Annotated in this window: 8 protein-coding genes and 1 pseudogene; 2 read left to right on the top strand and 7 right to left on the bottom strand. The window is 73.8% G+C overall.

Going from position 1 to position 14,092, the window contains the following annotated elements:
* Both NQU54_RS10140 and NQU54_RS10135 read right to left on the bottom strand, forming a co-directional pair.
* On the bottom strand, positions 1–2,137 hold a 2,137-nt coding region (locus tag NQU54_RS10140; protein WP_372505841.1), incomplete at its 3' end, for a HelD family protein.
* A gap of 443 nt (positions 2,138–2,580) precedes the next feature.
* The gene (locus tag NQU54_RS10135; RefSeq protein ID WP_257630754.1) at positions 2,581–4,230 is read right to left on the bottom strand and encodes a DNA repair helicase XPB; all 1,650 of its coding nucleotides are present in this window, start codon (positions 4,228–4,230) and stop codon (positions 2,581–2,583) included.
* Positions 4,231–4,943: 713 nt separating this feature from the next.
* On the opposite strand from NQU54_RS10135, the gene NQU54_RS10130 reads away from it, so the two are divergent.
* Entirely contained in the window at positions 4,944–5,408 is a 465-nt protein-coding gene (locus tag NQU54_RS10130; protein WP_308408476.1) for a VanZ family protein, read from the top strand.
* 42 nt (positions 5,409–5,450) lie between these two features.
* Here NQU54_RS10130 and NQU54_RS10125 read toward each other — a convergent pair whose 3' ends face one another.
* The gene (locus NQU54_RS10125) at positions 5,451–8,906 is read right to left on the bottom strand and encodes a helicase-associated domain-containing protein (RefSeq protein ID WP_257630767.1); all 3,456 of its coding nucleotides are present in this window, start codon (positions 8,904–8,906) and stop codon (positions 5,451–5,453) included.
* 285 nt (positions 8,907–9,191) lie between these two features.
* Between NQU54_RS10125 and NQU54_RS10120 the strand changes: the two genes are divergently transcribed.
* Complete coding sequence (locus NQU54_RS10120) at positions 9,192–10,475, top strand: hypothetical protein (protein ID WP_257630753.1); 1,284 nt, start codon at positions 9,192–9,194, stop codon at positions 10,473–10,475.
* A 249-nt stretch (positions 10,476–10,724) separates the two neighbouring features.
* On the opposite strand, the pseudogene NQU54_RS10115 reads toward NQU54_RS10120, so the two are convergent.
* The 4 genes and pseudogenes from NQU54_RS10115 to NQU54_RS10100 all read right to left on the bottom strand — a co-directional run bounded on the left by NQU54_RS10115 (position 10,725) and on the right by NQU54_RS10100 (position 14,071).
* A pseudogene (locus tag NQU54_RS10115) lies at positions 10,725–11,563 on the bottom strand (ABC transporter ATP-binding protein).
* Positions 11,564–11,580: 17 nt separating this feature from the next.
* A complete protein-coding gene (locus NQU54_RS10110) occupies positions 11,581–12,603 on the bottom strand; it encodes a FecCD family ABC transporter permease (protein WP_257630765.1) in 1,023 nt (340 codons plus the stop codon).
* 251 nt (positions 12,604–12,854) lie between these two features.
* A complete protein-coding gene (locus tag NQU54_RS10105; RefSeq protein ID WP_257630752.1) occupies positions 12,855–13,040 on the bottom strand; it encodes a hypothetical protein in 186 nt (61 codons plus the stop codon).
* Positions 13,037–14,071, bottom strand: coding sequence for a FecCD family ABC transporter permease (locus NQU54_RS10100; RefSeq protein WP_257630751.1), 1,035 nt, complete (start codon positions 14,069–14,071; stop codon positions 13,037–13,039). Before NQU54_RS10100 ends, NQU54_RS10105 begins: the two co-directional genes overlap by 4 nt.
* Between the last annotated feature and the right edge of the window lie 21 nt (positions 14,072–14,092).

The following is a 14,092-nucleotide window of genomic DNA, read 5'->3' as shown; positions in this document are numbered from 1 at the left end:
CCAGTCGCTCCGGCAGGGGTGCGCCGTGGACGACCGTCAGGCCCGAGACCGCGCGGGTCAGGGCGACGTACAGGCGGCGCAGCCCGGTGCGTTCGTCGGGTTCGCCGTCGACCACGGCGGCCGGTTCGTCCAGTACCACGTAGTCGTACTCCAGACCCTTGGCCAGGGTCGCCGGGACGAGGGTGAGGCGGGCCTCGGCGCTGGTCTCCTCGCCGGGGGAGAGGTGGGTCAGGCCCGCCGCGTCGAGGGCCTCGGCCAGGGCCGGGACGCGGGCGTCGGCCGCGATCAGCCCGATCGAGCCCTCATGCCCCAGGGCCTCACGGCAGGCGGCGAGCACGGCCGCGTCCAGCTCGTCCGGGTCCACGGCCCGTACGGAGAAGTCGCCCGCCGCCTCGCGGATCGAGGTGGCCTCCGAGAGGCCGGGGGCGATGGCGGGCAGCAGCCGCGAGGCGTACGCGATCACCTCGCGTGGCACCCGGAAGCCCTGGGTCAGCTCCTCGACCGCCGCCCCGTCCTTGCCCAGATGGGTCAGGGCCTCCTCCCAGCTGGCCGTCGCCCAGGGGGTGGTGCCCTGGGCGATGTCGCCGAGCACGGTGGCCGAGCCGGTGCTGCAACGGCGGCCGACCGCGCGGTACTGCATGGGGGACAGGTCCTGAGCCTCGTCCAGGACCACATGGCCGAGGGACGGGGTGCGCTCGATGAGGTCGGCGGCCTCGTCGATCAGCACCAGGTCCGCCGGGGACCACTTCGCGGACTTCACCCCGCGCCCGGGCTTCGCCCACAGGATGGTCTTCTGCTCGTCGGCGTCGAGGATGCCGTCGGCGTGGGCGGCCAGGAAGTCGGCGTCGGAGAGCAGCCGCAGCACCAGCTTGGCCGGGTCGACCGGCGGCCAGATCGTTTTGACGGCGGCCTTCACGGCGGGGTTACGGGCCACCGCGTCCTGGACGCGGTCGTCGGGGGCCTCGCCCGCCTGCTCCATCCGGATGAGCACGGCGTGCGCGATGCGCTGCGGAAGCGCCTCGCGGGCCGCGCCGTAGCGGATGTCGCGGGTGAGCAACTCCTCGACGATCTCCTCCAGTTCGTATGCGGGCACCCGCCAGCGGCGTGAGCCGCGCACCACCACACAGGGTTCGGCGGGGGCGGTGACATGCGAGCGCAGGGCGCGGCGCAACACCTCGGCCAGCCGTGCGTCGCCCTTGATACGGGCCGCGTCGGCGGAGTCGGTGCCCCGCGACTCGGCGCCCAGGGACGGGCGGGTCACCAGGTCCTCGACGGTCGCCTGGGCCACTTGCAGTTCGCCGAGGGCCGGCAGGACCTGCTCGATGTAGTGGAGGAAGGACCGGTTCGGGCCGATGACCAGGGTGCCGGAGCGGGCCAGCCGCTCGCGGTGCGCGTACAGCAGATACGCCACCCGGTGCAGCCCCACGGCCGTCTTACCGGTGCCCGGCGCCCCCTGGACGCAGATGGTGCCGCCGATCCCCTGGCGGACGATCTCGTCCTGCTCCGGCTGGATCGTCGCGACGATGTCCCGCATCGGGCCGACGCGCGGGCGCTCGATCTCGGACTGGAGCAGCTTGCTGGTCTGCTCCGCCTCCTCGGGGTCGGAGAGCCTTTCGTCCTCGTACGCCGTCAGCTCGCCGCCCGTGTAGCCGAAGCGGCGGCGCAGCCCGATGTCCATCGGCGCCTTCTTGGACGCCTGGTAGAAGGGCTGGGAGACGGGGGCGCGCCAGTCGATGACCATGGGGTCGCCGTCCCCGTCGTGCACATGGCGGCGGCCGATGTAGAAGCGCTCCCCCGCCGCGCCCTCCGCCGACTCCGCGCCCGGTGTGTGCAGATAGTCCAGACGGCCGAAGAAGAGCGGCGTGTCGGCGAGGTCCGCGAGGGCCTTGATGCGCTCGCTGACCTGGTGGTGCAGCGCTTCGGCGTTGACCCAGTTCGCGGAGACGTCCCGGAGGTCGAGGGCCTCGACGTCGGCGCGCATGGCGCGCAGCGCGGCGCGGGACGCGGTCAGATGGGCGCGCTCCCGCGCGAGGGGGTCCGCGAGGGGGTCCGCGTGAGGATTCGTGAGGGGGTCCGCGAGCGGGCCTGTCAGGGGGTCTGACAGGGGGCCTGGGTGGTCAGGGGCGTGCGAGGGCACGGCGTAGCCTCCGGCGAGCGAGTACACAAAAGCGAGTGCACGAAGTGGGTGCGCGGTACGGATGACGCGCGGTACGAGATGCCGCCCGGTTTCCGTCCGGGCAGCGGCTCTCCCCGTTCGGGACGCGGGAGGCGGCAAGACCGGCGATTGTAGCCAGGGCATGTCGGGGAGGCGAATGAATTATGACCGGCCCGGGGGAGTGGGGCGGGCGGGCTCATGGGTCGGCTCGTGGGCAGGCCCCCGGTCCCAGGTCACGCCTTGGCCCACCGGTCACGCCTTGGCCACCGGCCGCGCCTTGGCCCACGGCCGCGCCTTGGCCAGGTGAGTCGGCAGGGCAGCCGGCGATCACCCGTCCCGCACGGCAGAAGTCATGGGGGACGGGTGAGTGGGACGGGCGAGTGATGACGGGTGACGGTGCCGGAGCCTGCGCCGGACCTCAGACGTCAGACGTCCTCGTCCGCCAGCAGCGCGCTCGCGTCCACGATCCGGTACGCGTACCCCTGCTCGGCCAGGAACCGCTGGCGGTGCGCCGCGAAGTCCTGGTCGATGGTGTCGCGCGCGACCACCGAGTAGAAGACCGCCGGGTGGCCGTCCGCCTTCGGGCGCAGTACGCGGCCGAGCCGCTGGGCCTCCTCCTGGCGGGAGCCGAAGGTGCCGGAGACCTGGATGGCGACCGTGGCCTCGGGGAGGTCGATGGAGAAGTTGGCGACCTTGGAGACGACGAGCACCGACAGCTCGCCCTCCCGGAAGGCGTCGAAGAGCTTCTCCCGCTGGGCGTTGGTGGTCTCGCCCTTGATGACGGGCGCGTCCAGGTGCTCGCCCAACTCGTCCAGCTGGTCGATGTACTGGCCGATGACCAGCGTCTGCTGCCCCCTGTGCCGGGCGACCAGCGCCTCGGTGACGATCCGCTTGGAGTCGGTGGTGGCGCAGTAGCGGTACTTCTCGTCGGTCTCGGCGGTCGCGTACGTCAGCCGCTCGGACTCGGTCAGATTGACCCGGACCTCGACACAGTCGGCGGGCGCGATATAGCCCTGCGCCTCGATCTCCTTCCAGGGCGCGTCGAAGCGCTTGGGTCCGATGAGCGAGAAGACATCGGACTCGCGGCCGTCCTCCCGGACGAGCGTCGCCGTGAGCCCGAGCCGCCGCCGGGCCTGGAGATCGGCGGTGAACTTGAAGACGGGCGCGGGCAGCAGATGCACCTCGTCGTAGACGATCAGGCCCCAGTCGCGGGAGTCGAACAGCTCCAGATGCGGATAGATGCCCTTCCGCTTGGTGGTGAGCACCTGGTACGTGGCGATGGTGATCGGGCGGATCTCCTTCCGCGTACCGCTGTACTCACCGATCTCCTCCTCGCTGAGCGAGGTGCGGCGCACCAGCTCGTGCTTCCACTGCCGGGCGGAGACGGTGTTGGTGACCAGGATCAGTGTGGTCGACTTGGCGGTGGCCATCGCACCCGCCCCCACCAGCGTCTTTCCCGCACCGCAGGGCAGTACGACAACACCAGAGCCGCCGTGCCAGAAGCCCTCCACGGCCTGCTTCTGATACGGCCGCAGCGCCCAGCCGTCCTCGCGCAGCTCGACGGGGTGCGCCTCGCCGTCCACATAGCCGGCCAGGTCCTCGGCGGGCCAGCCCAGCTTCAGCAGCGTCTGCTTGATCTGGCCGCGCTCGGAGGGGTGGACGACGACGGTCTCCGGGTCGATCCGGGCGCCGACCAGCGGCTGGACCTTCTTGGACCGCAGGATCTCCTCGAGGACCGGGCGGTCGCTGGTCTCCAGGACCAGACCGTGGGTGGGGTGCTTGAGCAGCCGCAGCCGCCCGTAGCGGGCCATGGTCTCCGCGACGTCCACGAGGAGGGCGTGCGGGACGGGGTAGCGGGAGTACGCGACGAGGGCGTCCACCACCTGCTCGGCGTCGTGCCCGGCGGCGCGGGCGTTCCACAGCCCCAGCGGGGTCACCCGGTAGGTGTGGATGTGCTCGGGCGCCCGCTCCAGCTCGGCGAAGGGCGCGATGGCGCGGCGGCAGGCGTCCGCCTGCTCGTGGTCCACCTCGAGCAGGAGCGTCTTGTCGCTTTGGACGATGAGGGGTCCATTCACGCGCCTGGGTCCTTTCGTGCTGCCGGCCAAAGAACCAGTGTCCCTCATCGAGAAGGCGTGGCGGAGAGCCACAGGGATACTCCGGGCGGCTACGGGCAAGCGGCGAAGACGGATTGGATCGACGGGGGCACGACAACTGAGCCCGAGCTACCTGGGCGGGAGGGAGTCCCTGTGATCAGCATCGCTGGATGGGAGATCCGGCGGACGGCGGACAAGAGGACGACGGTGAAGCGGGCGGCAGAGGGGAAGTCGGCGGAGGGGAAGTCGGCTGAGAGGAAGTCGGCGGAGAAGCGGACGGCGGCGAAGCGGACCGGGGAGGGCTCCCGGTCGACCGGGAGCCAGACGAAGGGGAGCGGCAAGGAGAAGGGGGCGCGGACGGGCGGGGGCCGACGAAGGGGGCCTCAGGGACCGCGAAGCAGCAGACCGCGAAGCGGCAGACCGCGAAGCCTGGGTCAACGAAGGCCCGGACGACGAAGGCCCAGTCCACGAAGGCTCAGTCCGCGAAGGCCCGGACCACGAAAGCCGCCCCGTCCGCCAAGGACCAGTCCGCGAAAGCCGCCCAGTCCGCGAAAGCCCCCCAGCCCACGAAAGCCCAGTCCACCAAAGCCCGAACCGCCGAGTCCCAGGCACCGGAGCCTCCGGGCGTCCCGGAGAAGGCGCTGCTCCAGCGCAAGTCGTTCGGCGCGCGCGTCGCGCGGGGGCTGGTGCTGCTCGTGGCGTTCGTCTGCATGGTCGGCTTCGCGGCGGCGCTCGCCAAGGCCACGCTGGTGCCCTCGCCCGATTCGGTCGACCTCGTGCACACCAATCTGCATCCGGGGCGGTCCCTGCGCACCTACATCGACCAGCCCGCCTTCCGGGACACGGTGCAGCAGATCGGCGGCAATGTGCTGCTCGGCGCGCCCTTCGGAGTGCTGCTGCCGATGCTGGTGCCCAGGGCGCGGGGCGCGGTGCGGGTGGCGGTGGTGACGGCTTTGGTGATGGTGGCCGTCGAGACCGTTCAGGGGCTGATCGTCGAGGGCCGGGCCTTCGACATCGACGACGTGATCCTCAACACGACGGGTGCGCTGCTCGGCTATGTCGTGGTCGGGCGTCGGCTCGGCCATGCCCTGTATCCCCGTCGCCGCCACTGGTGGCACCGGTGGACCCGGCGCGGGACCCAGCCACCGCCCGCCGCGTGACCTGTCGGCCCGTGGCTGCGGCTGGCGGGCTGTGGCCGTGGCCTATGTCGCGTCCTCGGCCAGTTCGGCGGCGCCCGTGATGCGGTGCAGTGGGTACGTACGGACTTCGTCCGAGGTGTGGTCGTACGCGGTGACGAAGCCGCCCTCGACCCGGACCGGGGCGATCACGCGCTGGGTGGCCGCGCCGTTCGCGTTGACGTAGCCGATCCAGACGTTGGAGCCGGTCAGGGCCGCCGCCTGCATGGTGGCGAGGGTGTCGGCGGAGGTGGTGCGGGGCAGCCGGTCGCCACCGGCCCCGGAACCGCCCCCGGACCTGGCGCCCCTGGCGCCGGACCGCGAACCGGCCCCGGAATCCGCCCCGGAACCGGCCCCGGACCCATGCGGCCCGGCCTCCGGCCCCGGCCCGGCTCCGGACGCGGCCACCGTTTTGTGGGGCGCGGTCGCGGCCAGGTCCCCGGCACGGATGGCGCGTACCGCCGCGCCCAGCAGGGTGGCGTCGGGCAGCGGCGGGCCCTCGGGGACCGGGACGGGCGGCGTACGGGGCGGGGTGCGCTGGGCCTCGGGGCGGCTGACCAGCACATCGCCCTCGGCGGACTCGGCGGCCGGGGCGTACCCCATCGCCCGCAAACCCTCCAGCAGCGTGTCCGGCGGCGCCTGCGCGGCCAGCACGGTGGGGGCGAGGCGGCGCAGCCGCAGCCCCGCCGAGCGGCGGTCGGCGAGGATCTCGGCGAGCAGCGTGTCGTCGTCGCAGCGCAGATACGCGGAGGCGGCGCCGATGCGCAACCGGCCGTGCTTACGGGCCACGTCGTCGACGAGGTAGCTGAGCGGCTGCGGTACCGGGGTGCGGGAGTGCGCGGCGAGGAAGGTGTGCACATCGTCGGCGGTCCGCCCGGCGTCCAACGCACGGCGTACGGACTCGGGCGTGAAGCGGTAGACGGTCGCGCCGCCCTTGGACTCGACATCGGCGAGGACGCCCAGCGTCTCGGCGAGCGGCCGTTCCAGGGGGCCGGGCGCGACGGCGGTGAGGTCGGCCTGGAGCAGGACGTGGTCGAGGGGCTCGGGGAGCAGCGGCGCGAGCAGCCGCGCGGCGTGCGCGGACGCGGTGTCGCTCCCGGCGGTGGGCGGTTCGTCCGGGTGGCGTTCCAGGAGGGCGCGGCCATGGGAGGAGAGCGCGGCCCGGCCGGTGATCCCGAGCATCTCGGCCTCCGCGATGGTCCAGCGGGCCAGCCGCGAGCGCAGGTCTTCGCTGGTGGGTGAGGTGGCGCCGGGGGCGGACCCGGTGGTTCCGGTAGGCGAGGTGGTGCCGGGGGTGGTTCCGGTGGTTCCTGTGATTCCGGTGGTTCCGGCGGACGATGCGGCCCCGGGGGCGGCCGCGGCGGCGGCTCCGCGGTGGCCGGTCGGCCGCTCCCACCGCAGCCGGGCCAGCAGCACCTCGGGGGCGGCAGCGGCACCGGGCGGCAGGGTGGCCAGGAGTCCGAGGATCCGGCGGCGGACCTCGGGGGCCGGGGAGCGGTCCAGGTCGGGGCCGAGCGCCGCGAGGGTACGGCCCCTGCCGTCCCGGCCGCCGACCAGCCCCGCCGTACGGGTCGCGGGCAGCCAGGCGGCGGCGAGCCGCGCCCAGCGCTCCTCGGCGGGCAGCCGCAGCCAGTCGTCGTAGGCGGGGGTGGGGGCGTAGCGCTCGTCGGTCTCGCCGTCGGAGGCCAGCAGCCCGGCCGCGTACGCCAGCTCGATCCAGAAGGCGGCCACCGGTTCGGACACGTCGAGTGCCACGGCGGTCCGCTTGAGGTCGCGGACGCTCAGCCCGCCCGCGCGCAACACGGGCGGCCCGGCGCTCTCCCACTGCCCGAGCAACTCCTCGACGGTGGCCAGGGCGGTGAAGGTCTGGCCCGCGGCGGTGTTGTCCACAGCCTGTGGATTGTGTTCGGTGGTGGGCGAGAGGGGCGGGGCCAGCGGCTCGGGGGCGCGGTGCGCGCGGCCGTGGCGCAGATGCAGGGCGACCTCGCGGGGCAGTACGACATTGCGCGGCCCGGACGGCAGCAGCAGCCCACGGTCCAGCAGCCAGCCGACGGGCGGAGTGGGCGAGGCGACGGACGCCTCCCCGTACGGCGGCCCCCAGGTCAGCTTGGCCAGCACGGCCAGCGCGCCCGCCGGCGCTCCGTCGAGCAGCGCCGCCATCCGGGCGCGGTCCTGGAACAGCTCGGCCAGGGCCGCCACCGCCGTGACCGGATCGTGCGTGGGCGCCAGCCCGTCCTCCGCCAGCAACTCCTGCAACCGGCCCGGCGACATCCCGGAAGCGGCCTCCTGCACGGTCGGGCCGAGACCGGTCGGGGAGGGGGAGGTGGGGGAGGGGGCGAGCAGTTCGCGGGCGGTACGGACCAGCCGGAGCCGGTCGTCACCACCCCAGACCAGGGCCTGCTCGCGCAACGTGGCCACAGCACGCGGCAGCTCTGCCGCGATCGCGGCGCGCTCCTCGGGGCTGAGGGGGGTGGCGATGTGCGATGCGGCGCCGACGCCTGCGGCGGTTTCGGCGGCCGGGGGGGGGGGGGGGCCGATGCCGGATGCGGGCCCGGCGGCCGGGATGGGGTCGATACCGGATGCGGGCCCGGCGGCCGCGGTGGTTCTGGCGCCTGGCGCGGGCCCGGTGCTTGGCGTGGTTCCGGTGGCCGAGTGGGTTCCGGTGTCTGGCGCGGGCCCGACGGCCGAGGGGGTCCCGGTCTCTGGCGTAGTCCCGGTGGCCGAGTGGGTTCCGGTGCCTGACGTGGTTCCGGTGTCGGACGTGGGCCCGACGGCCGAGGGGGTCTCTGCGGCCGAGGGGGTCCCGGTCTCTGGCGTAGTCCCGGTGGCCGAGTGGGTTCCGGTGCCTGACGTGGTTCCGGTGTCGGACGTGGGCCCGACGGCCGAGGGGGTCCCTGTGACCGAGGCGTCGCTCGGGCCTTGGGCGTTCCCGGTGCTCGGGGTGCCTCCCGGGCCCTGGGCCTCGCCGGGACGCCGGGCGTCCTTGAGGCCCGGGGCTTCGGCTGTGCCCCGGCCGTACTTGGGGTCCTGGGTGTCCCCTGGACCCTGGGCGTCCTGCGGCCCCCGGGCGTCCTCCCGGCCCCGGGCATCCTGCGGACCGTGAGCGTCTGCCGACCCCCGGGCGTCCCCGGGATCCTGGGCGTCGTCTGGCCCCCGGGCGCCCCCCGGCCCCCGGGTGTCCCTCGAACCCGGCACTTCCCACGCGCCCCGCGCGTTTTCCGTGCTGGCGTCGCCCGTCAGCAGATCGCGCAGGGTTTCGTACGGGCATGGGTCGGGTGCGATCGCGAGGGCCTCGGCGGTCTGTTGGGCGAATCGGTCGAGCCGCTCCACGGCTCGTACCACCGAGGCGCGGGTGCCGGCCCGGGTGGCGAGCTGGGTGAGGTCGTTCGGCACCGGGGAGAGCAGATCGGGGCGGGCGCTCAGCAGGGCGGCGAGGGCGTCGTCGGGCCGGGTGCGCAGCTCCTCGGCGAGGGTGCGCGGCACCCCGCGGCCGCGGTCGCCGTGGCCGCCGTTCCGTGGGCCGACGGTGCCTGGGCCGCGGCCCTGTGGGCCGCCGTCCCCGTGGCCGGTGTCTGCGGGCAAGTCATGCCTCCCGGTTGCGCGAGCTGGTCTCTTCGGGCATTTCAGCGCTCCCGATTCCATGAGCTGCTCATTCGATCCACAGTACCCGCGGGGTGCGGGACGCAGGGGATGCGGCGGGATTCCGCTTCCGCGCGGTAACGTCGGAGCGGACTGATACGCCGACGGTGCGCATTCTCAGGGGTCTTGGTGGGGATCGAGAGCGAGAAGCTCGTCTATGACTATCTGAGCCGTGTCGGTGACCTGGCTCAGCAGCAAGGTCTGTCGTCCGGTGAACGTATGCGGCTGGTCTCCGGACTCCGTGCCGATATCGACCATCGCCGGGCCACCGGAGGGGCGGACAGCCCGGCCGGAGTGAAGCGGATCCTGTCCAAGCTGGGCTCACCGGCCGACGTGGTGGCCGCCGCGGGCGGGCGCCCCGACCCGGGCTCGGGAACGGGCGGTGAGCCGGGCGGCGCCGAGAGCGGTGGCACAGGCGGGGCGGCCGGTGGCGTGGCGCCGCGGGGAGCGGCCGGGGCGGCGCGGGCGGCCCGCGACAAGCTGGCCGGGCTCGCCAAGAGCAGCGGTCTCACCGGTAAGGTGCCCTCCCCGCGCGAGGAGGACGCCCCGGGAGTGCCCGGCGCCGGCCGGAACGGCGGGCGGAACGGGAGCGGCCCGTCCGGGGGCGCCCCGGGCGACGGCGCCACCTCCCTGATCAAGCCGAGGCCCGCCACTCCCGCCACGCCCCCGCCCGACGCCGCCTCGCCACCGCATCTCGCGGGCGAGGACGAACTGGGCCCGCGCGAGTCCAACATGGACTGGTGGCATGTGGAGCCGGGTCCGTTCGCCCAGCCCGAACGGTCCGACGCGCAGTACGGCGCGGTGGAGGGGTTCACCGGCGGGATCGAGATCCCCGAACTGCTCGGCAAGGGCAAGTCGCCCGAGCAGCAGCGCCAGGAGCGGCGGGAGGCCGAGGAGAAGGCGGCGGCGGAGAAGGCCGCCACCGAGGCCAAGGCCGCCGAGGAGGCGAAGGCGAAGGACCAGGCGAAGGCCGAGGCCGGAGCCAAGAAGCGCGGTGCGCTGCGCCGTGTGCTGCTCGGGCCCGGTAAGGCGGGCGGTGAGCCCGCGGCCGGGGGCGGCGTCGTCAAATGGCTCGCCGGGCTCGGCCCGGTGCTGCTGGTGGCGGTCGGACTCCTCGTGGCGGGCGCCGGCCTGGGCAACTTCATCCTGATCGCCTTCGGCTGGGTGATCGCGTACTACGGCACCTACCGCCGCTCCCCGGCCGAGGCGAAGTGGGCCGCGCTGGGTGTGCCGGGCCTGGTCGCGGCCGGGGCCGTGGTCTGGCTGTGGGGACGGTCCGACGGCAAGTGGGGCGAGCCGATCCCCAAGGACGGCTGGCAGGACGTCCTGACGGACACCTGGCCCTACGTCGTCCGCGGCGCGGCCATCGCCTCCGTGCTGTTCCTGCTGTGGCGCGCCCGTCGCAAGGGCTGACGACAGGAGCCCCGTCGCCCATGAGCCGCGTGCCTCGCATGGCTGAGCCCCGTGCCTCGCATGGCTGAGCCGCGTGCCTCGCGTGGCTGAGCCCCGTGCCTCGCGTCGCTCAGCCTTGTGCCCCGCGTGGTTCAGCCCCGTGCCCCGGCGCGGCTGAGCAACGCGCCGCTTCGGCCCGCGCCCCGCTTCGGCCCGTGCCCCGCTTCGGCCACGCCCCGCTTCGGTCCCGCCCCGCAGGCCCCGCCCCGCTCAGCCCTTCTCGGCTCCCCAAGGCGTGCCCGGGACGACGAGGGGGTGCCTGTGACCGGGTCCGGGACGACCGCCGACTCCAGGCCGAAGACCTCGTGCACCAACTCCGCCGTGACGATGTCCTCCGGGCGGCCGCGGGCGACGATTCGGCCCGTCTTCATCGCGATCAGGTGGTCGGCGTAGCGGGCGGCCTGGTTGAGGTCGTGCAGGACGGCGACGACCGTACGGCCGCGTTCATGGTTGAGCTGGCGCACCAGGTCCAGCACGTCCACCTGGTGGGAGATGTCCAGATACGTCGTCGGCTCGTCCAGCAGCAGCAGATCGGTCTCCTGCGCGAGCGCCATCGCGATCCAGACGCGCTGCCGCTGCCCGCCGGACAGCTCGTCCACCGGGCGGTCGGCGAGCGCGGTGACGTCCGTGCGCTCCATGGCGTCCGTGACGGCCCGTTCGTCCTCCGCCGACCACTGCTGCCACCAGTGCTGGTGCGGCTGGCGGCCGCGGGAGACGAGGTCGGCGACGGTGATCGCCTCGGGCGCGACCGGGGTCTGCGGCAGCAGCCCCACCGACCGGGCGATCTTCTTCGTGGGGATACGCGCGAGATCCGTGCCGTCGAGCAGCACGGCGCCGCCGCGCGGCCGCAGCAGCCGCCCGAGGGCGCGCAGCAGGGTGGATTTGCCGCAGGCGTTGGGGCCGACGATGACCGTGACCTCGCCATCGGGTATCTCCAGGTCCAGCCCGTCCACGACGGTCCGGTCCTCGTAGGCGAGGGTCAGCTGATGTGCGGTGAGCCGGTTCGCGGTGGCGGGGCCCGCGGGACCCGCCTCCGGGCTCGTTCCCATCGTGGACGCCGAAGCGGTCATGCGGCGGTGCCTCCCTTACGGCCGCGTCCCCCGGAAGACAGCAGCAGGTGGATCAGATACGGGGCGCCGACCGCGGCCGTCAGCACGCCCACCGGCAGTTCGGTCGGCGCGAACAGCTTGCGGGCCAGCAGATCGGCGGTGACGACGATGAACGCTCCGGTCAGGGCCGAGCACAGCAGCGGGATCTGGGCGGTCCGGGTCATCCGGCGGGCGATCTGCGGGGCGAGCAGCGCCACGAAGTCCACCGGGCCGGCCGCGCCCGTCGCCATCGACGCGAGCACGATGCCGAGGGACGCCAGGCCCAGCCGCACCCGCCCGAGCCGTACGCCGAGCGCGGTCGCCGTGTCGTCGTCCAGCGACACCGTGCGCTGCGCCCGCGCCGCCCACAGCACACCGGGCAGCAGCACCAGCAGCGCCCAGCCGAGCGGAGCGGCCTCGCCCCAGCCGCGGCCGTTGAGCGAACCGGTCATCCACACCTTCGCCTGCTGGGCCACCAGATAGTCGCCCTTGGTCAGGAAGAGATGGGTGATCGAGCGCAGCGCGACGGCGAAGCCGATGCCGATGAGCACGAAGCGGGCGGCGTGCAGCCCGCCGCGCCAGGCGAAGACGTACACCAGCGCGGCGGCGGTGAGACCGCCCGCGACGGAGAGATAGGGCAGGACCGTGAAGGAGCCGATCCCGTAGGTCATCGCGCCCACGGTCACCGCGCTCGCGCCCTGGCTGACACCGATGATGTCGGGGCTCGCGAGGGGGTTGCGGGCCACCGTCTGGATCAGCGCGCCCGCGATCCCGAAGGCGGCGCCGACCAACAGGCCGAGCGTCATCCGGGGGAGCCGCAGCGTGCCGACGACGAGGTCGTTCGGGGTGGCCGGGCCGAGGCCCCACTGGGTGTGCAGAACGGCCTTCACGGCGCCGGCGGGGGCGACGAAGCCCTCGCCGACGCACAGATATGCCACACAGGCGGCGGCGGTGGCCAGGGCCAGCCCGATCGCGACGAGGGCCGAGCGGCGATGCAGCAGGAACGATCCGCCACGTACGCCATACCCACCGCGCGCACCACCACCGCGCCCAGCGCTTACGTCGCGCCCAGCGCTTACGTCGCGCCCAGCGCTTACGTCGCGCCCAGCGCTTACGTCGCGCCCAGCGCTTACGTCGCGCCCAGCGCTTACGTCGCGCCCAGCGCTTACGTCGCGCCCAGCGTTACGTCGCGCCCAGCGCTTACGTCGCGCCCAGCGCTTACGTCGCGCCCAGCGTTACGTCGCGCCCAGCGTTACGTCGCGCCCAGCGTTACGTCGCGCCCAGCGCTTACGTCGCGCTCGCCGCCCTTGACGCGGATCAGGCCGTACCCGGCGGGGCGGACGCCCGTACGGCCACACGGCCGGGCACCCGGCCGGGCACCCGTACGGACGGTACGGCTTTCGGCACCGTCGTCGGTGCGGCTCTCGGTGGTGGTCATGCGGCCACCGCCTTCCGGCGGACCAGCGTGACCAGGAAGGGCACCCCGATCAGCGCGGTCATCACACCCGCCGGGACCTCGCTCGGCGGGAAGAGGATCCGGCCCACCACATCCGAGACCAGCAGCATCACCGGGCCGATCAGCGCGGCCATCGGCAGGACCCAGCGGTGGTCGGTGCCGACGATCGCGCGGGCGATATGGGGGACCGCGAGGCCGATGAAGGCGAGCGGACCGGCGGCGGCGACCCCGACGCCGGTGAGGATCGTGGCGCCGAGGGCCGCGACGATCCGTACGGCGGCCACGTTCTGGCCGAGCCCCTTCGCGACGTCCTCGCCGAGCGCCAGTGCGTCAAGACCGCGTGCCACTGCGATCACCAGCACCGTGCCGACCAGCAGGAACGGCCAGATCTGGCCGACGAGCGCGGTGTCCCGGCCGGCGAGCGAGCCGATCTGCCAGAAGCGGAACTCATCCAGGGCCGCCGCCTTCGTCGTCAGCACGCCCGTTGTCACGGACACCAGCAGCGCGTTGATCGCGGCGCCGGAGAGCGCGAGTTTGACCGGGGTCGCGCCGCCCCGCCCGCTGGTGGCGATGGCGTAGACGGCGACCGACGCCAGCCCGGCGCCCGCGAAGGCGTACCAGACATAGCCGGTGAGCGTGTGCACCCCCGCGAAGGCGATCGCGAGCACCACGCCCACCGAGGCCCCCTGGCTGATGCCGAGGATGCCGGGGTCGGCGATCGGGTTGCGGGTGACGCCCTGCATCACGGTGCCCGCCATGGCGAGCGCCGCGCCGACCATCAGCCCGATGAGGGTGCGCGGCAGCCGCAGGGACCGCACGATGTCGGCGGCGTCGCTCGAACCGCCGTGCAGCAGCGCGTCCAGGACCGCGCTCGGCGCGATCTGGCGGCTGCCCACGGCGAGGCTCAGCAGGATGGCGAGCAGCAGGGCGGCGACGGCCACGGCCGTCCAGCCGAGACGACGGCGGACCAGGGAGGCTCTGGGAGGGCGGCTGCTGGCCCGGTCGGCGGTCATCGCTTCCGTTCGTTCGTCTCG

It is taken from the genome of Streptomyces malaysiensis subsp. samsunensis, from assembly GCF_024519315.1.
Taxonomy (GTDB): domain Bacteria; phylum Actinomycetota; class Actinomycetes; order Streptomycetales; family Streptomycetaceae; genus Streptomyces; species Streptomyces malaysiensis.
Note: the sequence above shows the minus strand (reverse complement) of the source record. Positions and strands in the feature narration are given on the sequence as shown.